The 21452-nt window shown below is 40.9% G+C and carries 20 protein-coding genes and 1 pseudogene; 12 read left to right on the top strand and 9 right to left on the bottom strand.

What is annotated here, in order from left to right:
• Window positions 1-73 precede the first annotated feature (73 nt).
• The 8 genes and pseudogenes from HT729_RS02370 to HT729_RS02335 all read left to right on the top strand — a co-directional run.
• The gene (locus HT729_RS02370; RefSeq protein WP_000166478.1) at window positions 74-781 is read left to right on the top strand and encodes a response regulator transcription factor; all 708 of its coding nucleotides are present in this window, start codon (window positions 74-76) and stop codon (window positions 779-781) included.
• Window positions 782-2113, top strand: a complete 1332-nt coding sequence (locus HT729_RS02365) for an ATP-binding protein (protein WP_023935331.1) — start codon at window positions 782-784, stop codon at window positions 2111-2113. It abuts the gene before it with no gap.
• A gap of 165 nt (window positions 2114-2278) precedes the next feature.
• Entirely contained in the window at window positions 2279-3154 is an 876-nt protein-coding gene (locus tag HT729_RS02360; protein WP_138699688.1) for a substrate-binding domain-containing protein, read from the top strand.
• Between the two features lie 117 nt (window positions 3155-3271).
• On the top strand, window positions 3272-4135 hold the full coding sequence (gene pstC / locus HT729_RS02355; protein WP_023935334.1) for a phosphate ABC transporter permease subunit PstC: 864 nt from the start codon (window positions 3272-3274) through the stop codon (window positions 4133-4135).
• The gene (gene pstA / locus HT729_RS02350) at window positions 4128-4943 is read left to right on the top strand and encodes a phosphate ABC transporter permease PstA (protein ID WP_000049768.1); all 816 of its coding nucleotides are present in this window, start codon (window positions 4128-4130) and stop codon (window positions 4941-4943) included. Before pstC ends, pstA begins: the two co-directional genes overlap by 8 nt.
• Before the next feature lies 1 nt (window position 4944).
• On the top strand, window positions 4945-5697 hold the full coding sequence (gene pstB, locus HT729_RS02345) for a phosphate ABC transporter ATP-binding protein PstB (RefSeq protein WP_000536446.1): 753 nt from the start codon (window positions 4945-4947) through the stop codon (window positions 5695-5697).
• 14 nt (window positions 5698-5711) lie between these two features.
• Window positions 5712-6362: a phosphate signaling complex protein PhoU gene (gene phoU / locus HT729_RS02340; RefSeq protein ID WP_001245781.1), complete on the top strand. Its 651-nt coding sequence runs from the start codon at window positions 5712-5714 to the stop codon at window positions 6360-6362.
• A gap of 61 nt (window positions 6363-6423) precedes the next feature.
• Window positions 6424-6855 (top strand): annotated as a pseudogene (locus HT729_RS02335) (transposase); the annotation flags it as partial.
• A 114-nt stretch (window positions 6856-6969) separates the two neighbouring features.
• Here HT729_RS02335 and HT729_RS12340 read toward each other — a convergent pair.
• Window positions 6970-7221, bottom strand: a complete 252-nt coding sequence (locus HT729_RS12340) for an arginyl-tRNA synthetase (protein WP_078140763.1) — start codon at window positions 7219-7221, stop codon at window positions 6970-6972.
• A 400-nt stretch (window positions 7222-7621) separates the two neighbouring features.
• Between HT729_RS12340 and HT729_RS02325 the strand changes: the two genes are divergently transcribed.
• Together HT729_RS02325 and galU are read left to right on the top strand one after the other, a co-directional pair.
• Window positions 7622-8638: an NAD(P)H-dependent glycerol-3-phosphate dehydrogenase gene (locus HT729_RS02325; protein WP_050207897.1), complete on the top strand. Its 1017-nt coding sequence runs from the start codon at window positions 7622-7624 to the stop codon at window positions 8636-8638.
• Window positions 8639-8659: 21 nt separating this feature from the next.
• Window positions 8660-9559 (top strand): UTP--glucose-1-phosphate uridylyltransferase GalU, encoded by a 900-nt coding sequence (galU, locus tag HT729_RS02320; protein ID WP_172931624.1) that lies wholly within the window; start codon window positions 8660-8662, stop codon window positions 9557-9559.
• A 160-nt stretch (window positions 9560-9719) separates the two neighbouring features.
• On the opposite strand, the gene HT729_RS02315 is transcribed toward galU, so the two are convergent.
• From HT729_RS02315 to pbp1b, 6 genes are all read right to left on the bottom strand, one after another.
• Complete coding sequence (locus HT729_RS02315; protein WP_000658506.1) at window positions 9720-10394, bottom strand: rhomboid family intramembrane serine protease; 675 nt, start codon at window positions 10392-10394, stop codon at window positions 9720-9722.
• Complete coding sequence (locus tag HT729_RS02310) at window positions 10378-10917, bottom strand: 5-formyltetrahydrofolate cyclo-ligase (RefSeq protein ID WP_023935345.1); 540 nt, start codon at window positions 10915-10917, stop codon at window positions 10378-10380. The genes HT729_RS02315 and HT729_RS02310 overlap by 17 nt, the downstream gene beginning before the upstream one ends.
• A gap of 11 nt (window positions 10918-10928) precedes the next feature.
• Window positions 10929-12059, bottom strand: a complete 1131-nt coding sequence (locus HT729_RS02305; protein WP_054392633.1) for an N-acetyldiaminopimelate deacetylase — start codon at window positions 12057-12059, stop codon at window positions 10929-10931.
• Between the two features lie 68 nt (window positions 12060-12127).
• A complete protein-coding gene (gene dapD, locus HT729_RS02300; protein ID WP_000127477.1) occupies window positions 12128-12826 on the bottom strand; it encodes a 2,3,4,5-tetrahydropyridine-2,6-dicarboxylate N-acetyltransferase in 699 nt (232 codons plus the stop codon).
• Between the two features lie 229 nt (window positions 12827-13055).
• A complete protein-coding gene (locus HT729_RS02295; protein ID WP_055349653.1) occupies window positions 13056-13967 on the bottom strand; it encodes a DMT family transporter in 912 nt (303 codons plus the stop codon).
• Window positions 13968-14031: 64 nt separating this feature from the next.
• The gene (gene pbp1b / locus HT729_RS02290; protein ID WP_172931623.1) at window positions 14032-16491 is read right to left on the bottom strand and encodes a penicillin-binding protein PBP1B; all 2460 of its coding nucleotides are present in this window, start codon (window positions 16489-16491) and stop codon (window positions 14032-14034) included.
• A gap of 141 nt (window positions 16492-16632) precedes the next feature.
• Here pbp1b and tyrS point away from each other — a divergent pair, with 141 nt between their 5' ends.
• A complete protein-coding gene (gene tyrS, locus HT729_RS02285) occupies window positions 16633-17889 on the top strand; it encodes a tyrosine--tRNA ligase (protein ID WP_172931622.1) in 1257 nt (418 codons plus the stop codon).
• A 77-nt stretch (window positions 17890-17966) separates the two neighbouring features.
• On the opposite strand, the gene HT729_RS02280 is transcribed toward tyrS, so the two are convergent.
• The gene (locus HT729_RS02280; RefSeq protein WP_172931621.1) at window positions 17967-20027 is read right to left on the bottom strand and encodes a heavy metal translocating P-type ATPase; all 2061 of its coding nucleotides are present in this window, start codon (window positions 20025-20027) and stop codon (window positions 17967-17969) included.
• A gap of 1 nt (window position 20028) precedes the next feature.
• On the bottom strand, window positions 20029-20307 hold the full coding sequence (locus HT729_RS02275; RefSeq protein ID WP_000910909.1) for a DUF6110 family protein: 279 nt from the start codon (window positions 20305-20307) through the stop codon (window positions 20029-20031).
• 151 nt (window positions 20308-20458) lie between these two features.
• Here HT729_RS02275 and HT729_RS02270 point away from each other — a divergent pair, with 151 nt between their 5' ends.
• Window positions 20459-21307 carry a putative RNA methyltransferase gene (locus tag HT729_RS02270; RefSeq protein ID WP_001095519.1) on the top strand — a complete coding sequence of 283 codons (849 nt, stop codon included), beginning with the start codon at window positions 20459-20461 and terminating at the stop codon, window positions 21305-21307.
• Window positions 21308-21452 lie beyond the last annotated feature (145 nt).

Genomic DNA, 21452 nt, shown 5'->3' with positions numbered 1-21452 from the left:
CAAATTTAATCTGATTTAGCAATGTTAGGATTTCTGATAATTGTGTTATAATGTTACCAATAGGAGATAATAGATGACAAAACAAGTCTTATTAGTGGATGATGAAGAACACATTCTGAGATTGCTTGACTACCATTTAAGTAAGGAAGGCTTTTCTACTCAATTGGTAACAAATGGACGGAAGGCCTTAGCTTTGGCAGAAACAGAACCCTTTGATTTTATCTTGCTTGATATCATGTTACCACAATTAGATGGCATAGAAGTTTGTAAGCGGCTGAGAGCCAAAGGCGTCAAAACTCCAATTATGATGGTTTCTGCGAAAAGTGATGAATTTGATAAGGTTTTGGCCTTGGAATTAGGGGCTGATGACTACCTGACCAAGCCTTTTAGCCCTAGAGAATTGCTGGCGCGTGTCAAGGCTGTCCTCAGGCGAACTAAAGGAGAACAAGAAGGAGATGATTCAGATAATATCGCTGACGATTCTTGGCTATTTGGGACCTTGAAAGTATACCCTGAGCGTCATGAAGTCTACAAGGCGAATAAGTTACTGAGTTTGACCCCAAAAGAATTTGAACTCTTGCTCTATCTTATGAAACATCCCAACATGACACTGACTAGAGAGCGTCTTTTGGAACGTATCTGGGGGTATGACTTTGGGCAGGAAACACGTTTGGTGGACGTTCATATTGGTAAGTTGAGGGAAAAAATTGAAGACAATCCTAAAGCCCCTCAATTTATTCGAACCATTCGGGGTTATGGTTATAAGTTCAAGGAGTTATAGATGAAACGCTACCTTCAATTTTGGCTAGTCAATCTAAGTGTTAGCCTCATTCTGATTGCAGGGATGGCATTAACTTGGATCAGTAAAGGCATCGGTCTCTTTCTTCTAGCCCTTTCTTTGGGACTAGGTAGCTACTGGCTCTTTTGCCTTTGGAAATGGGAAGTTGCTTTTGAGACCTTGCACCAACCTCTCTTGACCAGTAGTGAATACTTTTTAGAAAAAGGGCAAGAAGACTTAAAGTCTTTGGCTCAGTATGTGTCTGGCCTAAAAACCAAAGTCTCCCAACAGGATCAGCAATACAAGGACCTAGCCGAAACAATGGAGGTTCTTCTGTCGCACCTAACCATGGGGACGTTTTTAGTTTCCGCTCAAGGTCAGATGTTATTATCCAGTCGCTCTCTGCCTCATTATTTTCCCGATGTGGACGGCGACATAAGTTCACTTGATGACCTCAAACGGATGGATATTCGGAATTTAGTTCACCAAGCCTTCGATCAAAAAACAAGGTTAAAACAAGAAGTAAGTGGGTTTCATGAGGGTGACCTGATTTTAGAAGTGACAGCAGTTCCCGTTTTTAGCCCCACCCAATCTGTGGAAGCTGTGCTCGTCTTGTTATATGATTTAACAACGATTAGAACTTATGAAAAGTTAAATTTAGCCTTTGTCTCAAATGCCTCCCATGAATTGAGGACACCAGTTACTTCGATTAAGGGCTTTGCTGAAACCATTAAGGAGATGTCAGCTGAAGAAGAAGCGCTCAAGGATGACTTTCTAGACATTATTTACAAAGAAAGCTTGCGTCTTGAGCATATTGTTGAGCATCTTCTTACCTTATCTAAGGCTCAACAAATGCCTATACAATGGACGACCCTTTCTTTGGCAGAATTTGTACAGGATTTGACTCAAAGCGTGCAACCTCAGCTCAAGAAGAAGGATTTACAGCTAAAGGTGCAGGTGCCAGATGATATCACCCTCGTATCAGATAGTCAATTACTTTCCCAAATCTTACTCAATCTTTTAACCAATGCCATCCGTTACACTGAACAAGGGGGAAAAATTGAGGTCAAGACCCAAAAGGTGAACGAAGGCATTAAGATTTCTGTGTCAGATACAGGGATTGGTATTAGTCAATTAGAGCAGGATCGTATTTTTGAACGTTTTTACCGAGTTAATAAAGGTCGAAGCAGACAAACTGGTGGCACTGGTCTTGGCCTTGCTATTGTCAAAGAACTTAGTCAATTATTAGGTGGCCAAGTCACGGTGACGAGTCAGCTTGGCAGAGGCAGTTGCTTCACGATTTTTCTTCCTAACCAATCTTTCGCACAGGACTAATAATTTTTAAAGCTATTTTTAGGAGCAGCCACTTTTCAAAAGTGGCTTTTTTGATTCTTTACACAATCTTTACATGAATCAGGGATAAACCTTTACAAAGACTTGTTAGACTATAAGTGTAGTAATCCTACACAAGAAAAATACATAGAAATAAAGGTGATTATTATGAAATTCAAAAAAATGCTTACTCTTGCAGCCATTGGCTTATCAGGATTTGGGCTTGTTGCCTGTGGCAATCAGTCATCTGCTTCCAAACAGTCAGCTTCAGAAACGATTGAGGTGATTTCACGAGAAAATGGCTCTGGAACACGGGGTGCCTTCACAGAAATCACAGGGATTCTCAAAAAAGACGGTGATAAAAAAATTGACAACACTGCCAAAACAGCTGTGATTCAAAATAGCACAGAAGGTGTTCTCTCAGCAGTTCAAGGGAATGCTAATGCTATCGGCTACATCTCCTTGGGATCTTTATCGAAATCTGTCAAGGCTTTAGAGATTGATGGTATCAAGGCTAGTCGAGACACAGTTTTAGATGGTAAATACCCTCTTCAACGTCCCTTCAACATTGTTTGGTCTTCTAATCTTTCCAAGCTAGGTCAAGATTTTATCAGCTTTATCCACTCCAAACAAGGTCAACAAGTGGTCACAGATAATAAATTTATTGAAGCTAAAACCGAAACCACAGAATATACAAGCCAACACTTATCAGGCAAGTTGTCTGTTGTAGGTTCCACTTCAGTATCTTCTTTAATGGAAAAATTAGCAGAAGCTTATAAAAAAGAAAATCCCGAAGTTACGATTGATATTACCTCTAATGGGTCTTCAGCAGGTATTACCGCTGCTAAGGAGAAAACCGCTGATATTGGTATGGTTTCTAGGGAATTAACTCCTGAAGAAGGTGAGAGTCTCAGCCATGATGCTATTGCTTTAGACGGTATTGCTGTTGTGGTCAATAATGACAATAAGGCAAGCCAAGTCAGTATGGCTAAACTTGCAGACGTTTTTAGTGGCAAATTAACCACCTGGGACAAAATTAAATAAAATGTTTGCTCCATAAATCTCTAAAGAGATGCAGACGTTTCATCGTACAATAAGATAAAGAAGGCAAGTAGGGAGGTGTCGCATCTCCCTTACTTTCTTCACTAGAAAGGACAAAATGTGACAAAACAAGCCTTCAAGGAAGCAGTTTTTAGGGCAATTTTTTTCATGAGTGCAGCAGTAGCTGTTGTAGCTATTTTGCTAATCTGTTTCTTTATTTTTAGTAATGGCTTGCCTTTCATGGCTAACTACGGCTTTACCCGTTTTTTATTAGGCAGTGATTGGTCGCCAACGAACAATCCGGCAAGCTATGGTATTTTACCAATGATTGTTGGTTCCTTATTAATTACCTTAGGAGCGATTGTGATTGGGGTGCCAACAGGCATCTTGACATCGGTGTTTATGGTTTATTATTGTCCAAAGCCCGTCTATGGCTTCTTAAAATCAGCTATCAACTTGATGGCGGCCATTCCATCTATTGTTTATGGTTTTTTCGGCCTACAATTATTGGTGCCTTGGATTAGAACCTTTTTAGGAAATGGCATGAGTGTCCTAACCGCTTCGTTACTATTAGGAATAATGATTTTGCCAACCATTATCAGTTTGTCAGAATCTGCTATCCGAACAATTCCCAAAACGTATTATTCTGGTAGCTTGGCTCTAGGAGCTAGTCATGAACGGAGTATTTTTAGTGTCATCTTGCCAGCTGCGAGATCTGGTATTTTATCAGCAGTTATTTTAGGAATCGGTCGCGCAGTAGGCGAAACCATGGCAGTTATTTTGGTGGCAGGCAACCAGCCGATTATTCCAAGTGGACTCTTTTCAGGAACCAGAACCTTAACAACCAATATTGTTCTGGAAATGGCTTACGCATCAGGTCAGCATAGGGAAGCCCTTATTGCAACCTCAGCAGTTCTCTTTTTCCTTATTCTCTTGATTAATGCCTACTTTGCCTACTTGAAAGGAAAATCATCTTATGAGTAAATACCTGCTAAAACTTCTCGTTTATTGTTTTTCAGCTTTAACCTTTGGCTCTCTCTTTTTAATCATTGGTTTTATCCTCATCAAAGGCTTACCTCATCTAAGTCTATCCCTCTTTTCTTGGACTTATACTTCTGAGAACATTTCCCTTATGCCAGCGATTATTTCCACCGTTATTCTGGTCTTTGGTGCTCTTCTTTTAGCCTTGCCCATAGGGATTTTTGCTGGTTTTTATCTTGTGGAATATACAAAAAAAGATTCCCTTTGTGTTAAAATCATGCGATTGGCCTCAGATACCTTGTCTGGGATTCCTTCCATTGTTTTTGGTCTGTTTGGCATGCTCTTCTTTGTAGTCTTCTTAGGTTTTCAATACTCTCTGTTATCAGGAATCTTAACCTCAGTCATCATGGTGTTGCCAGTCATTATTCGCTCAACAGAAGAAGCCCTTTTATCTGTTAGTGATAGCATGCGTCAAGCAAGTTATGGACTTGGGGCAGGTAAGTTACGGACTGTTTTTAGAATTGTTCTACCAGTTGCCATGCCAGGTATTTTAGCTGGAGTGATACTAGCTATTGGCCGTATCGTTGGTGAAACAGCTGCCCTCATGTATACATTAGGTACCTCTACCAATACGCCAAGTAGTCTCATGTCTTCAGGCCGTTCTCTAGCCCTACATATGTATATGCTGTCAAGTGAGGGGCTACATGTCAATGAAGCCTATGCTACCGGCGTGATTTTGATTATTACTGTTTTAATGATAAATACTCTATCAAGCTTATTATCTCGGAAACTTGTGAAAGGAGCTTCCTAGTATGGGAACATTTTCAGTCAGACACCTAGACTTATTTTACGGGGACTTTCAAGCCTTAAAAAATATTTCGATTCAATTACCAGAAAGACAGATTACTGCCTTGATAGGCCCATCTGGTTGTGGTAAATCAACTTTTCTAAAAACCCTTAATCGGATGAACGATTTGGTTCCTTCTTGCCATATTGAAGGCCAAGTCCTCTTAGATGAGCAAGATATTTATAGTAGCAAATTCAACCTTAATCAGCTACGTAAGCGTGTAGGGATGGTTTTTCAACAGCCTAATCCCTTTGCCATGTCTATCTATGATAACGTGGCTTATGGCCCAAGGACACATGGTATTCGAGACAAAAAACAATTAGATGCCTTAGTGGAAAAATCTTTAAAAGGGGCAGCCATTTGGGACGAAGTCAAAGATAATCTTAAAAAGAGTGCCATGTCCTTATCAGGCGGTCAGCAGCAACGCCTTTGCATTGCGCGAGCTTTAGCAGTAGAACCTGATATTCTGTTAATGGATGAGCCGACTTCAGCCTTAGACCCTATCTCCACTTTAAAAATTGAAGACCTCATTCAGCAACTAAAAAAGGATTATACGATTATCATTGTTACCCATAACATGCAACAAGCTTCACGTATTTCAGATAAAACTGCTTTTTTCTTAACAGGAGAAATTTGCGAATTTGGAGATACCGTTGACGTGTTTACCAATCCAAAAGATCAGCGCACAGAAGACTATATTTCAGGACGGTTCGGATAAGGAAGGAAAAACCTATGAGAAATCAATTTGATTTAGAATTGCATGAATTAGAACAATCCTTTTTAGGACTAGGACAACTTGTCCTTGAAACAGCTTCAAAAGCCTTACTGGCCTTAGCCTCCAAAGACAAGGAGATGGCAGAGCTAATTATCAATAAGGATCATGCTATCAACCAAGGTCAAAGCGCTATCGAATTGACCTGTGCCCGTTTGTTAGCCTTGCAGCAGCCACAAGTGTCTGACCTTCGATTTGTGATTAGCATCATGTCTTCTTGTTCAGACCTTGAACGTATGGGAGACCATATGGCAGGCATTGCCAAAGCTGTTTTGCAACTAAAAGAAAATCAACTAGCCCCTGACGAAGAACAGTTACACCAAATGGGTAAATTATCCCTCAGCATGCTAGCCGATTTATTGGTTGCCTTTCCTTTGCACCAAGCCTCAAAAGCTATTAGTATTGCTCAAAAAGATGAACAGATTGACCAATATTATTATGCCTTATCAAAGGAAATCATTGGACTTATGAAAGACCAAGAAACCTCAATTCCCAATGGAACTCAATACCTTTATATCATAGGGCATCTGGAACGCTTCGCTGATTACATTGCTAACATTTGTGAACGCCTAGTCTACCTAGAAACAGGAGAACTAGTGGATTTGAATTAATTCAACTAATCCTTAAAAGAGAAGAGTACGATTAAGTGCTCTTTTTTATGGTTGTAAAAAAGTTCATTTGACCAATTTAAGCAGTGTAGATAGTGAGGAGCTGTTTCAATTCTATCGTGAACGAGGGAATGCTGAAAACTTTATCAAAGAAAGGAAAGCAGGATTCTTTGGGGATAAGACAGATAGTTCGACCATGATTAAGAATGAAGTACGTATGATGATGGGCTGTCTGGCTTATAATCTCTACCTCTTTTTAAAGCAGCTAGCTGGTGATGAAGTAAAGGCCTTGACTATCAAGCGTTTTCGACGTCTCTTCCTTCATATTGCCGGAAAATATGTCTCTACTGCTAGACGACATATTCTCAAATTCTCAAGTCTATATTCCTATTCAAAACAGTTTCAAGCCTTATTTGATACAATCTGCCAGATAAATCTGATACTCCCTGTTCCATATAGAGCTAGAGGGCAGGGGAAAACATGCCTAACAGAATAAGTCACCTTATTTTAAAAATCGAGCATCAAACCAAGGGAGGAGTCTGCCCTTTTTTAGGAAAAAATCAAGACAAATCTCCTCAATCATGTCTCGAACATCAGAAATTAAGCAAAATCACCAGAAGGACAGTAGTTTAACTAGCTTTTCTGGTAATTTTTGAACTGTGTAGTTCGTTAGTGCCAGATATGAATAATTTGGGATGATAAATCTTTCTTCCTCAGGTAGCCTATCATAATACTCTTCAAAAATCTTATCAAAAACACTCTCTTTCTTTTGGGCGATAGTTTCATCTTCGTATGTAGGAGTCCTCATCAAGAAATACTTCAATTCTAGGTATTCCTTATCCAACTCTATATAACTTGGCATCAACTTGTAATCTTCAACCTCCAAACGTTCAGCAATATATTTTAACTTTGTTAGTATTGGTCTGGATTCTCCATTTTCAATTCTAATTAATTGACGGATACTTCATTCAGACTCATCGCCACAAAATTCTGAACGACTGATTTTTTTAGCCAAACGTAATCTTTTAATTTTTTCGCCAAACTCTCGCAAGCTACAAGAACCTCCTGAGTTGTTTACCTCTATTATAAGCATATACTGAATCAAACTATCTATCAGATTTCTTCTCACTTTAACTAAAGACTAAGAGTTTATCCCTTCGTCTCGGTTTTTGTGCATTTTTCCACCATACCCCAGTAATGAAAGTGCAAAATCCCCTAGAATATGATAGAATAAGAGAAAGAACTCTATCAAGGAGGAAATCATGGAAAAACAAACCATCGCCGTCTTGGGGCCTGGTTCTTGGGGAACTGCCCTTTCACAAGTCTTAAATGACAATGGACACGAGGTACGTATTTGGGGAAACATTCCCGAACAAATCAATGAAATTAATACCTATCATACTAACAAACACTACTTTAAAGATGTCGTTCTAGATAAAAATATCATTGCCTACACCGACTTAGCAGAGGCACTGAGAGATGTGGATGCGATTTTGTTTGTTGTCCCAACAAAAGTGACACGACTTGTTGCCCAACAAGTTGCACAAACATTGGACCATAAGGCTATCATCATGCACGCATCAAAGGGATTAGAACCTGATAGCCATAAACGATTATCAACCATCCTTGAAGAAGAAATTCCTGAACATCTCCGCAGTGATATTGTCGTTGTTTCAGGCCCTAGTCATGCAGAAGAGACCATTGTACGTGACCTAACTTTAATCACTGCTGCTTCTAAAGATTTACAAACGGCTCAATACGTTCAAGAACTCTTTAGTAATCACTACTTCCGACTTTATACCAATACGGATGTTATCGGGGTTGAAACCGCTGGTGCTCTTAAAAACATTATCGCTGTTGGCGCCGGAGCTTTACATGGTTTGGGATTTGGTGACAATGCCAAGGCAGCCATCATCGCTCGAGGCTTGGCAGAAATCACCCGCCTAGGGGTAGCACTCGGGGCCAGTCCATTGACCTATAGCGGCTTATCTGGTGTGGGAGATTTGATCGTAACAGGAACCTCCATCCACTCTCGTAACTGGAGAGCTGGAGATGCCCTTGGTCGGGGAGAATCCCTAGCTGATATCGAAGCCAATATGGGCATGGTGATTGAAGGGATTTCAACGACTCGAGCAGCCTATGAACTAGCGCAAGAACTTGGAGTCTATATGCCAATTACACAGGCCATTTACCAAGTTATTTATCACGGAACCAACATCAAAGATGCCATTTATGATATCATGAACAATGAATTTAAAGCAGAAAATGAGTGGTCTTAACCCTCTAAAGAAAGGATTCTTATGACATCAAAAGTTAGAAAGGCAGTCATCCCTGCCGCTGGACTCGGGACTCGTTTCTTACCAGCCACCAAGGCACTTGCTAAAGAAATGTTGCCAATTGTAGATAAACCAACTATCCAGTTTATCGTAGAAGAAGCTCTTAAATCAGGCATTGAAGATATTCTGGTTGTCACTGGTAAATCAAAACGTTCTATTGAGGACCACTTTGATTCAAACTTTGAATTGGAATATAATCTCAAAGAAAAAGGGAAAACAGATCTGTTAAAATTAGTAGATGAAGCAACTGGTATGCGCCTTCATTTCATCCGCCAAACTCACCCTCGTGGTCTTGGAGACGCTGTCTTACAAGCCAAAGCTTTTGTGGGGAATGAGCCCTTCGTTGTTATGCTGGGTGATGACCTTATGGACATCACAGACGAGAATGCCGTTCCTTTGACAAAACAACTGATGAATGATTACGAAAAGACACACGCATCAACCATTGCTGTCATGCCCGTACCACACGAAGATGTTTCATCATATGGAGTTATCGCTCCTCAAGGTGAAGGGATTAATGGTCTCTACAGTGTCGAAACTTTCGTTGAAAAACCAGCTTCCGAAGATGCACCAAGTGATTTGGCAATCATCGGTCGCTATCTACTCACACCTGAGATTTTTGATATCCTCGAAAAGCAAGCTCCTGGTGCTGGAAATGAAATCCAACTTACTGATGCTATTGATACGCTCAATAAAACACAGCGTGTTTTTGCCCGTGAATTTACAGGAGCTCGTTACGACGTTGGGGATAAGTTTGGATTTATGAAAACATCTATTGACTACGCCCTCAAACATCCACAAGTCAAAGATGACTTAAAAGATTACCTCATCCAACTGGGAAAAGAATTGGCTGAGAAGGAATAATACTCTTCGAAAATCTCTTCAAACCACGTTAGCTTCACCTTGCCGTACTCAAGTATAGCCTGCGGTTAGCTTCCTAGTTTGCTCTTTGATTTTCATTGAGTATAAAATAAAAAAAGATAAGGTTCAAAAAATGCCTTATCTTTTTTCATTCCACAAATTTTCATCCCATTCCCTTGTAGAGAAGTAAGACTGCGAGTCCTACGAACAAGACTAACGCTACCAGTCTCTGACTAGCACTATACATCCGTCTTTCTCCTCTAACTGGAAAGATAATTGCTAGAAATGCGCCACCAACTGCACCTCCGATATGGCCTGCTAGGCTGATTCCTGGAATCAGAACACTTCCAATAATGTTAATCACAAAAAGTGTCAGATAAGACTGTCCTAGCTGTTGGATATAAGGATTACGAGTTGCATAGCGAAGAATGATAATCGCGGCAAATAGACCATAAAGAGAGGTGGATGCACCTGCTGCTAAGGATTTGGGACTAAATACAAAAACAAAGAGATTGCCCATCATTCCTGATAAAAGATAGAGAAAGAAAAACTGCTTAGAACCGAAAATCTCCTCTACCTGCCTTCCAAGATAATAAAGTGAAAGCATATTAACAATGAAATGCTCCCACCCAATATGAACAAAAATAGCCGAAAAGAGACGCCAAATTTGCTCGGGAAAGAGGCGAATGGCAGGCCCATACATGGCTCCAAATCGAAATAGAGTATCCGCCCTGTCAAAGTTTCCTCCTGTAGTTACCAACATTAGTAGAAATACCACGGCCGTCACTAAAAGAAAGAAACTCGTCACAGGGTAACGCCTATCAAAGATTTCTTTCATCAATCAGTACCTCCTGAACAGGAATATCATGATTTTCAGGAATAAAGTCCTGAATTTGACAAGGATATATCGTACTCAAAGTATGACCAGAAAAATATTCCAGATAGCGGTCATAATAACCTCCGCCATAGCCAATCCGATAGCCTTCCATCGTAAAAGCCAGCCCTGGGACATGAATCAAATCAATCTGAGAGGCATCTACCACTTCTAAATTTCCCTGTGGTTCCAGTAAGCCAAAGGAAGTTTTGACCAGTTGTTGCAGATCATAGACCACAAAGTCCATGCGCCCCTTGGAATAGGTTTTGGGTATCAGAACCTTCTTGCCGTCCCTCAGCGCCTGCTCAATCAATCCCTGCGTTTGAAATTCGTGCGGAAAAGAGAGATAGGTTGCGATGACCTTGGCTTCTTGGTAGAAGGGATGGTGTAAAAGCCGCTCAGTTAAAGTTTGGTCTATAAACTGTTTTTGCTGTCGAGGGATAGCCTTCATTTCTTGCAAGACTTGCTTGCGTAGTTCCGATTTCATAGACAACCCCTCTACTCTGCTGCCTTCTTTTTCAGGAAACTAGAGACCGCATCCACCCCAATAGCTAATGCTTCTTCCTTAGGAGCCATCTGAGGGTGATGAAGGGCGTAGGGACTATCGATACCCAGCCAAAACATCACGCCATCAACCTTTGAAAGGAGATAACCAAAGTCCTCGCCTGTCATAGCAGGCTCGATATCAATCAACTCAATTCCGTCTTTCTCTTCAAAAAAGTCCATTAGTTCACGCGCCAAGGCTGGATGGTTCTCAACAGGTAGGTATCCACCTTGTTTGAGTTCCACTTCGACTTCCATATCAAAGGCAGCTGCAACTCCTTCTGCAACTGTTTTGACCCGCTTTTGTACCAAGAGACTCATGTCCTGAGTCAAGGCCCGAATAGTTCCATGTAAAAAGGCTGTGTCTGTGATGACATTGTTGGTTGTTCCAGCTTGGAAAAGACCAAAGGTCACCACTGCTCCCTCTATTGGGTTGACATTGCGGCTGACAACTGACTGCACCTGGGTCACAAAGTAACTAGCCGCCACCAAGGCGTCATTAGCTTCATGAGGAAAAGCTGCGTGGCCACCTTTGCCTTTGAAACGAATCTTCACCTCACAGGTCCCTGCAAAGAGTGTATGAGTATTGGTCGCAATCTGTCCAACCTTCAGATCTGGTCGCACATGGAGCCCATAAAACTGGTCTGGCAACCAGTCTCCAAAAGCGCCATCCTCATACATAAGCATGCCACCAGCTTCATTTTCTTCAGCAGGTTGAAACAGAAAGAGCAGATTGTTCTTTGGTTGCTCCTCAAGGGCGCGCTCTAGACAGCCTAAGGCAATAGTCATATGAAAATCATGTCCACAAGCATGCATGCGACCTTGATGCTGAGAAGCAAAAGGAAGGCCTGTTTGTTCGACGATAGGCAGGCCATCAATATCTGTTCTCCAACCAATGGTACGCTCTGGCTGACTTCCCTGCAAATAAACCAAAATCCCTGTCCGCCAAGTACGAACTTGAACAAAATTCTTGCCCGCAGTCAATTTCTCAATCACATCTAGCAAATAAGCATGAGTCTTGAACTCCTCCAAGCCAATCTCTGGAATCTGGTGCAAATCTCGTCTAGTCTGAATCAAATCTAACATCTATCTATCCTCCTATATAGCAGAAAGAGGCTGGAAAAAGGGTCCCGCCTCTATTTTTCTTTTACAAATTACAAGGTACGAAGCGCATCCTCTAGCGCTGTTTTTTGTTGAGTTTGGGCATCAATCTCTTTGATAATTCGAGCTGGAACACCTGCTACTACTACATTTTCTGGAACATCTTGGGTAACGATAGCTCCTGCTGCGACAACTGAACCACTACCGATTTGGACTCCTTCAATAACCACTGCATTGGCACCGATAAGAACATTGTCTCCAACACGGACTGGTTCTGCGCTAGCTGGCTCAATCACACCTGCTAAAACTGCACCTGCACCAACGTGGCTATTTTTCCCAACGATGGCACGGCCACCAAGGATAGCCCCCATGTCAATCATGGTTCCTGCACCGATTTCAGCACCGATATTGATAACAGCTCCCATCATGATAACAGCATTGTCACCAATTTCTACCTGGTCACGGATAATAGCGCCTGGCTCGATACGAGCGTTGATAGCACGTTTATCTAGCAAAGGAACTGCAGAATTGCGAGCATCTTGCTCAACAACATAGTCTTGATTTTCTACCAAACCATTGAGAAGCGGAGCCACGTCCTTCCAGTCTCCAAATAAAACATTCCCTAGTCTAACAACCGAGCTAGGTACAGCAGTTGCGAGTTGTCCCTCAAAAGTTACTTTCACACTGGTTTTCTTCTCAGCATTAGCGATAAATTGGATAATTTCTTGAGCATTCATTTTTGTAGCAGTCATAGGTGCCTCCTGGTTCTTTATAATGATAACTATTCTACCAAAAAAAGCCTCAAATTTGAAGCCTTTTTGTCTGTTTTTAGGTATGATTTTTTAGGGATGTGAGATAAAACGTGCTGTCGGTAAAAGCAAACCCCTACCGATACAACCTAAAAACACTCTTCACAACTATCTCCCCGTGTTTTATTGACTATTCTAGTATAGCACACTTTTAGAATTAAGAAAAGACTTTTTATCTACTTTCTTTCGCTTCTTCTATAGACAAAAATATCATGGGTAAAATAATCAAGGCCATAGCTAGAAGGAGTGACCAATCCACTACCAGGCCTAAGAACAAAACACTCAAGAGAGCAGAAGAGAGAGGTTCACTGGCACTGATAACGGAAACCACCAAAGGAGAAACCAAGGACACCGCCTTCATGGAAATAAAAAAAGCAAAAGCCGTCCCAAAGAAAGCGATAATGAGACAAATCAAGATACTCCAAATATCAAGAGTAAAGGAAAGCTGATGCACTGGCGAGAGAACATTGCTAAATAAACCTGCCAAAATCATCCCCCACCCAACCGTAGGAACAAAACCATAGCGCTTCGCAAAAGGCTGGGGCAAGATAACATTAAACATAACACCCATAGCACTCAGTAAGCCCGTCACAAGGGCTAGTGGTGTCATGGATAACTGAGAGAGATCTCCCTTTGTCGCCATCAAGCAAACACCCAGCATAGCAATCAAAACATAGAAAATAGCACTTTTTGACGCTCGTTTTTGATAAACCAAGCGATTGTAAAAGAGGATAAAGACAGGACTGATAAACTGTAAAATAGTCGCTGTCGCTGCATTTGAGTATTCTACACAGAGATAGAAAAAATACTGGACTGAAAAAATCCCTAAAATAGCGTAGGCCAAAAAGGGCAGGTAATTTTTCTTATCTCGCCAAATATCTAGCACTTGCGATTTTAATTGTATTGCAGACCAAATGAGTACAAGACTCCCTGCCAGTGTCAAACGCATAGAGGTAATCCAGCCCGAAGACACCTGATAATGAGTAAAGAAGTACTCTCCTAAAATTCCACAGATTCCCCATATTAAGCCGGATAGGAGCGAATAAATTTTTCCGTTAACAATCTTTTTCTGATACTGATTCATACCCTTATTGTAACACGAAAGGAAAAAAGTGGCAATCCATTGATTGGCCACTTCATTTAGAGAATTATCGTCTCGCCCTTGAAGAAGAAGGTCGTGTAGTACTTGAGTTACTGTTATCGCTAGAACTACTACTTGAACTGCTGGAACTTGATGGAGTTGGTAGACTCCCCACAATGCTAGACCAAGCATTCTGATAATCCGCATCACTTCCACCAATAGCAAAGCGATAACTGGTCGTTGGCGCTCCTGCCTTATTAGCCCAATAGCTGGTAACAGTCGAACCTGTGACCTCTACTTCTTTTCCTTCAACAGAAACCTTCCCTGGTTTTTGACCTGTTGATTTCAAGACTTCCGATTTCACTACACTAGGATCTAAAGCAAAGCGCTCGTTCCCCCAAATGCTTGGGGAAGCTTGCTGAATCGCATTTACTAGATGAGCCATGTAATTAGAGTTATTAGAATAACCTGCTCTACGTGACAATGAATGATTATCATCATGCCCAATCCAGCCACCTAGGGTTAATCTAGGTGTCGAAAGCATAAGCCACATATTTTCGTCTTGGTTGGTTGTACCAGTCTTCCCAATCCAATCTGCATTAGCCAGAGTAGGATTTAAAGCAGTCAGATTCGTCTTGAAGGTTGTTGTCACACGAGAGGATAGAACTTCTCGCAACAAGCTCTGCATAATTGTCGCAGTAGCTTTTGAATAGACTTGAACCGGTTTGTCCTGATACTCATACACCACTCTACCATCTGCTGCTTCAATTTTAGAAATTACATGTTTTTTATGATATAGACCATTATTTGCTAAGGTCTGATATCCATTAGTATGCTGGGCAACTGTGACTTCAATACCACCACCCATTGGCAGGCTCTCAATGCCGTACTCAGGAATCTCGTAACCCATCTTTTCCATATAACCCTTGACATCAACACCCTTTTCACGGAGCATACGATAGGTCCAGTAAGCAGGGATATTCCATGAATAGTTCAGAGCTTCTCCCAAGGTCATCATTCCTGTTCCCTTGCTATTAGCATACATAATCGGATTGCCATTAGCAAAGTTTGTTGGATAGTTAGATAGAATCGTTTCACTTCCCATCAAGCCCTGGTCAATAGCAATACCGTAGGCCAGCAAGGGCTTGGTAGTAGAAGCTGGCGAACGTTTGGTATCAAAGGCATGATTATTTTGATTTTCTTGATAATTACGACCACCTACAAAGCCTAGAATAGCACCTGTTTGGTTGTCCATCAAGACATTCCCTACTTCTACACGACCTGTTCCATCGTCTAAAAGATAGCCATAATCAGCAACCGCACTTTGCATGGCAGAATGAATTTTCTGATCTATGGTAGTAGTAATCTTATAACCACCATTTTCAATTTCCTTGGCTGCCAAATCTCGATAAAACTTCTGAGTTGCCTCATTTTTCAACTCCTTAGCGGAGACATTGTCTCTCTGAGCTAGATAGTCATACATACGTTCTTGAGCTTCTGCCAAAGTTGTAAAATATAAATAGTCTCGTGAAATTCCTGTGACCGTGCCCGATGGTAAAAAGTCCTGTTTAAGATCATAATCCTTGTATTGAGAATACTCGTCCTTGCTTAATGCACCTGTACGATACATACTGTAAAGAACTGCCTTAGCCCGTCTTAAGCCAATTTCTAGGTCTTCATCACTCTTCAACTCTCCAGTATTTTCATAGGGAGAGTAAGTAATGGGACTCTGTGGAAGTCCTGCTAAAAATGCTGCTTGAGGAACAGTCAACTGACTGGCATCTACACCGAAAATTCCCTCAGCTGCCTGCTGAGCTCCTGCAATATTCTGCCCCTTATTATTTCGGCCAAAGGGAGCCACATTGAGATAAGTCGTTAAAATCTCATCTTTATTCATGGCGCGTTCCAAGGCAAGAGCATCCACAATTTCTGTCGCCTTACGAGCCAAGGTCGGCGCATCCCCAACCACCTGCTGTTTAATCAGTTGCTGGGTCAAGGTTGAACCCCCACTAGAGGAACCCAAACCTACAAATTTCCCCAAGGTCGCACGAATCACCGCCTTGGGTACTACACCCTTATGTTCTTTAAAGTGTTCGTCTTCCGTCGCAATGATAGCCTTCTTCAGATTTTCCGAAATTTGCTCAGATGAGATAGAAGTGCGCAACAAATCACTCTCTATGGAAGCAATCACCGTCCCGTCCGAATAGGTAATCTCTGAAATAGAAGAGATGTCCTTGACCTGATGTACCAATTCTTCTGTCTGAGGCACCCGAACCTTGTCAAATAAGGCCACTCCGTATCCCAAAGCAATCCCAGCTCCCAACATTCCTCCTAGAAAACCGAGTACAAAGAGTAAGTTAAATAAGGCTTTTATACTCAGTAAAATAGCTGGAAAAATGGCTGGCCTATCTAAGCTTTTAGATTTTTTGGTACTTGAACCTTTCTTGCCAGGTCTAGCTGATTTTTTATGTTTTTGCTGGAAAAATTCCAGCATTTTTCGTTTTAATTCATTTAATTGATTTTGCATGGATTTCCTCACTCTATCTATTATACCACAAAAGGGAAACTTTCAATAAAATAGCCACTTTCTTCCCTATTCTGCTAGGCTATTGCCCAAGTTTATGATACAATAGGTAGAAACAATAATTTTAAAAAGGAGAAAAGACACATGCACATTTTTGATGAGCTAAAAGAGCGTGGTTTGATTTTTCAAACGACTGATGAAGAAGCTTTGCGTAAAGCCCTAGAAGAAGGTCAAGTTTCTTATTATACTGGCTACGATCCAACTGCTGACAGCCTTCACCTAGGCCACCTTGTCGCAATCTTGACAAGTCGTCGCTTGCAACTAGCAGGTCACAAACCTTATGCGCTCGTTGGCGGTGCTACAGGTCTCATCGGAGATCCGTCCTTCAAAGATGCTGAACGTAGTCTCCAAACAAAAGACACAGTAGAGGGCTGGGTCAAGTCTATCCAAGGACAACTTTCTCGTTTTCTTGACTTTGAAAATGGTAAAAACAAGGCTGTCATGGTCAACAACTACGACTGGTTTGGCAGCATCAGCTTCATTGACTTCCTCCGTGATATTGGAAAATACTTCACTGTCAACTACATGATGAGTAAAGAGTCTGTAAAAAAACGGATTGAAACAGGAATTTCATACACTGAGTTTGCCTACCAAATCATGCAAGGTTACGACTTCTTCGTCCTTAACCAAGACCACAACGTAACGCTACAAATCGGTGGTTCTGACCAATGGGGAAATATGACAGCTGGTACCGAATTGCTTCGTCGTAAGTCTGACAAGACTGGTCACGTTATCACTGTTCCATTGATTACAGATGCAACTGGTAAGAAGTTTGGTAAATCAGAAGGAAACGCAGTCTGGCTCAATCCTGAAAAGACCTCTCCATACGAAATGTACCAATTCTGGATGAATGTTATGGACGCTGACGCTGTTCGCTTCTTGAAGATCTTTACTTTCTTGTCACTTGATGAGATTGAAGACATTCGTAAACAATTTGAAGCAGCGCCACACGAACGCTTGGCTCAAAAAGTCTTGGCTCGTGAAGTCGTTACACTTGTTCACGGCGAAGAAGCCTACAAAGAAGCCCTCAACATCACTGAGCAGCTCTTTGCAGGAAACATCAAAAACCTTTCTGTTAAAGAACTTAAACAAGGACTTCGTGGTGTGCCAAACTACCAAGTTCAATCAGACGAAAACCACAATATCGTGGAACTGCTCGTGTCATCTGGTGTGGTTAACTCAAAACGCCAAGCCCGTGAAGATGTCCAAAACGGAGCTATCTACGTCAACGGCGACCGTATCCAAGACCTTGACTATGTCTTGAGTGACGCAGATAAGTTAGAAAATGAACTGACTGTTATCCGTCGTGGAAAGAAAAAATACTTTGTATTAACTTACTAAATTGTTCAACATTTACCTATAAAAAAAGGAGTTACCCTCGAGAAAGGTAACTCCTTTTTGCTGTTAATAGTCCCCACCTATCCCTTAATAGACAGGCTACGCAGTACAATACGTAAGGTTGTTAGATTATGTAAGATAGAAAGATTTGAAGGACTGAGCCAATTAAACAAGCCAAAGCCAATCAAACTACTATTTACGACAACGGTATCTTGAATATTCTTCTTGATGAGTGTTTGCAAAGATGATGATAGCGAATCCAACTCTTGGAAGAAATCCAAACGATTATCTAACAATAAGATATCACTCATCTGCTTAGAAATATCTGCGCTCTCATTCATCACCACACCGATATCTGATAGGGTTAGAGCCGCTGAGTCATTCAAGCCATCTCCAACCATCAAAATAGTGTGACCTGCTTTCTGCAGTTCCTCTACTAACTCAAATTTCCCATCAGGTTTCAAGTCTGTATAGACCTGATCAAAGGGCAAATCTTTGACTAATTCCTCTGTCCTAACCAAGGTGTCCCCTGTTGCCAGAATCAATTTTTTCCCTTGTGCCTTAAGTTTCTCCAAGGCTGCTTTTGCTTCTTTTCTCAAAGGAGTATGAATGCAGAACATTCCAATCAATTCATTCTGGTAGGCTAAGAATAAGAGATTGTAGTGACTCTTGTACTCTTCAATTAAAGCATTTTGTTCTGAACTGATATGAATTTGCTCATCCTGCATCAAGACATAATTTCCAATAAGAACTGGTTGACCATCGATATGGGACTTAATTCCCTTGCTTGCGATATATTGGAGTTTCCCATGCATTTCCTCATGTTCAATCCCCTCTATCTCAGCTTGCTTGACGATGGCATTAGCAATAGGATGATAAATGTGTTCCTCAAGACAGGCACTGATTCTGAGAATATCTTCCTCACTATAGTCTCCAAAAGGTAACACCTTTTCAACTATAGGATAACTAGTTGTGATTGTTCCTGTCTTATCAAACAAGAAAGTATCAACTTCCAGATATTTCTCCAGAACATCTCCATCCTTAATCACCATTTCACGGTTCAACCCTTCCTTGATAACTGTCAAATAAGCTACAGGAGTAGAGATTTTCAAAGCGCAGGAGAAATCGACCAATAGGAAAGAAATAGCCTTAGAAAAAGAACCTGTCAATAGGTAAGTCAGCCCAGCCCCCAAGAAATTATATTTGACGACCTTGTCCGCCATCTTGATGAAATAGCGTTGTTTCGTTTTCTTGTTTTCTTCAGATTTCTTCATCAACTCAATCAGTTGTAAAATCCGGCTGTTCATCTGATTATCGGTTACACGAATGCGTAACTCTCCAGTTTCTAATACTGTATTTGCACAAACCAAATCAGACTCTCTTTTTTCAACTGGAAAACTCTCTCCCGTCAAGGAACTTTCGTTGACCATACCTAAACCTGAAACTACTTGTCCATCAAACAGAATTTCATTTCCTTGAGATAGGACCAAGACATCTCCTATTTGAACATCGGAACTCTTGATACTAACAACCGTATCGCCCTGTACTAAGAATACGTCGCTCTCTTTTGCAAGAAGACTCTGTTCTAAATCTGTTGCAGTTTTTTTCAAGGACCACTGATCTAAATGATTCCCCAAATCAAGCATAAACATGATATTGCTAGCTGTCTTGGATTGGTTCATAAACAAAGACAATAAAATAGCCGAACAGTCCAAGACTTCCATCGTTAGTTCCTTACGCGCTAGTGTTTGATAGGCTTCTCTAATATAACCCAAAGCCTGATAACAAGTCCATATATAGCGAATAGGATACGGCACAAAACTACGAAAAAGTACACGCTTAACCGCTGCACCTGAAACAATAGAATAAGCACTCTCTTCTCTACGAATGGGAAGAGTCATCAACTCAGAAACTTTCCCTTTATCAATTCTTTTTAAAAAGGCTTCTGCATTATCTAATACAGAAAAGCCTTCTTTTATGCGTAGAGTAAAGTGCTGTTGATCCATGTAAAACTGGATAGACTCAATCCCCTTTTCATCTCTCGCCAAGGAACGAAGATAGTCTTGAATATCCAAGGTAAGTGAAAAAGAAGATGATAGTCGGATATGTTGGTATCCTCTATGTAGCACTTTAAAAGACATATTATTCACCTATAAGGCTATCTAATTGCTCTTCTTTTTTCTCTTGCTCGTACAAATATTTGGCATCTTGCAAGACATCGTCTCCATGTTGCTTCACAACAGAAACAGATGCATCTAGCTCGTCTTTCAACTTGTAAGCCTTAGCCAAAGCTTTAGAATAACCTTTTTTAGCTTCCTTACTTGCTAAGATTTTCAAACCAAGGGTACCAAATGCGACACCACCCAAAAATAATGAAGATTTTTTCGCAACTTTTGCAACGGTTAATACTTCTTTTAACATACTTATTTCCTCCTTATCATTATTATATAGCAATTTAGATATAAAAGCAATTTCATTCTATAAATTGGAGAATTAGTTTTATTTCTACTGAATCTCCCATCTACTTATTCCTAAAGTTGCTTTCATTTGCCTCTTTTGATACACTTAAACTATGAATACAAATCTCAAGCCCAAACTTCAGCGTTTTGCTTCTGCGACTGCCTTTGCCTGTCCTATCTGTCAAGAAAATCTGACTCTGTTAGAGACTAGTTTCAAGTGCTGCAACCGTCATTCTTTTGACTTGGCGAAATTTGGCTATGTCAATCTGGCACCTCAAATCAAGCAATCTGCTAACTATGACAAGGAAAATTTTCAAAACCGTCAACAAATCCTAGAAGCCGGCTTTTACCAAGCTATCTTAGATGCTGTATCTGACTTGCTTGCAAGCTCAAAAACAACCACAACAATTTTGGATATCGGTTGTGGTGAAGGATTCTATTCTCGCAAACTACAAGAAAGTCACTCTGAAAAAACTTTCTATGCCTTTGACATCTCCAAAGATTCAGTCCAAATCGCTGCTAAAAGTGAACCCAACTGGGCAGTCAATTGGTTCGTTGGTGACTTGGCTCGTCTTCCTATCAAAGACGCCAGCATGGATATCCTACTAGATATCTTTTCACCTGCCAACTATGGAGAATTTCGTCGCGTTTTATCCAAAGACGGTATCTTGATCAAGGTTATCCCAACTGAAAATCACCTCAAGGAAATCCGTCAGAAGGTACAAGACCAGCTGACAAACAAGGACTATTCCAACCAAAATATCAAAAATCATTTCCAAGAACACTTTACCATCCTATCTAACCAAACTGCCTCTCTGACTAAGACTATCACAGTAGAACAACTCCAAGCCCTACTCAGTATGACTCCTCTCCTCTTTCACGTTGACCAGAGCAAGATTGACTGGAGCCAACTGACAGAGATTACTATTGAGGCTGAGATTCTGGTTGGGAAAGCATTCTAAACTAGACTTCCCAAAGGTATAAAACTTACCGAAAATCTTCAATATTACAAAAACGCATAAGAACAGGTACTCAAACCTTAATCTTATGCGTTTTGTTATGCAAAAATCACTGGAGTTTCTATACACATTAAGAGGAAATAGTTGA

This window comes from Streptococcus sp. 79 (assembly GCF_013277425.1).
Lineage (GTDB): Bacteria > Bacillota > Bacilli > Lactobacillales > Streptococcaceae > Streptococcus > Streptococcus pseudopneumoniae.
The sequence above is the reverse complement of the archived record's forward strand: the minus strand, read 5'-3'. Positions and strand labels throughout refer to the sequence as shown.

Bases quoted from the DNA above. Each gene is read 5' to 3' on its own strand.
- HT729_RS02370 (WP_000166478.1), top strand. From the start codon at position 74: ATGACAAAACAAGTCTTATTAGTGGATGATGAAGAACACATTCTGAGA.
- HT729_RS02365 (WP_023935331.1), top strand. From the start codon at position 782: ATGAAACGCTACCTTCAATTTTGGCTAGTCAATCTAAGTGTTAGCCTC.
- phoU (WP_001245781.1), top strand. From the start codon at position 5,712: ATGAGAAATCAATTTGATTTAGAATTGCATGAATTAGAACAATCCTTT.
- HT729_RS02295 (WP_055349653.1), bottom strand. From the start codon at position 13,967: ATGAATCAGTATCAGAAAAAGATTGTTAACGGAAAAATTTATTCGCTC.
- dapD (WP_000127477.1), bottom strand. From the start codon at position 12,826: ATGACTGCTACAAAAATGAATGCTCAAGAAATTATCCAATTTATCGCT.
- HT729_RS02280 (WP_172931621.1), bottom strand. From the start codon at position 20,027: ATGTCTTTTAAAGTGCTACATAGAGGATACCAACATATCCGACTATCA.
- HT729_RS02325 (WP_050207897.1), top strand. From the start codon at position 7,622: ATGGAAAAACAAACCATCGCCGTCTTGGGGCCTGGTTCTTGGGGAACT.
- HT729_RS02360 (WP_138699688.1), top strand. From the start codon at position 2,279: ATGAAATTCAAAAAAATGCTTACTCTTGCAGCCATTGGCTTATCAGGA.
- pstA (WP_000049768.1), top strand. From the start codon at position 4,128: ATGAGTAAATACCTGCTAAAACTTCTCGTTTATTGTTTTTCAGCTTTA.
- pstB (WP_000536446.1), top strand. From the start codon at position 4,945: ATGGGAACATTTTCAGTCAGACACCTAGACTTATTTTACGGGGACTTT.
- galU (WP_172931624.1), top strand. From the start codon at position 8,660: ATGACATCAAAAGTTAGAAAGGCAGTCATCCCTGCCGCTGGACTCGGG.
- HT729_RS02305 (WP_054392633.1), bottom strand. From the start codon at position 12,059: ATGTTAGATTTGATTCAGACTAGACGAGATTTGCACCAGATTCCAGAG.
- HT729_RS02270 (WP_001095519.1), top strand. From the start codon at position 20,459: ATGAATACAAATCTCAAGCCCAAACTTCAGCGTTTTGCTTCTGCGACT.
- HT729_RS02310 (WP_023935345.1), bottom strand. From the start codon at position 10,917: ATGAAATCGGAACTACGCAAGCAAGTCTTGCAAGAAATGAAGGCTATC.
- HT729_RS12340 (WP_078140763.1), bottom strand. From the start codon at position 7,221: ATGCCAAGTTATATAGAGTTGGATAAGGAATACCTAGAATTGAAGTAT.
- HT729_RS02275 (WP_000910909.1), bottom strand. From the start codon at position 20,307: ATGTTAAAAGAAGTATTAACCGTTGCAAAAGTTGCGAAAAAATCTTCA.
- HT729_RS02315 (WP_000658506.1), bottom strand. From the start codon at position 10,394: ATGAAAGAAATCTTTGATAGGCGTTACCCTGTGACGAGTTTCTTTCTT.
- pbp1b (WP_172931623.1), bottom strand. From the start codon at position 16,491: ATGCAAAATCAATTAAATGAATTAAAACGAAAAATGCTGGAATTTTTC.
- tyrS (WP_172931622.1), top strand. From the start codon at position 16,633: ATGCACATTTTTGATGAGCTAAAAGAGCGTGGTTTGATTTTTCAAACG.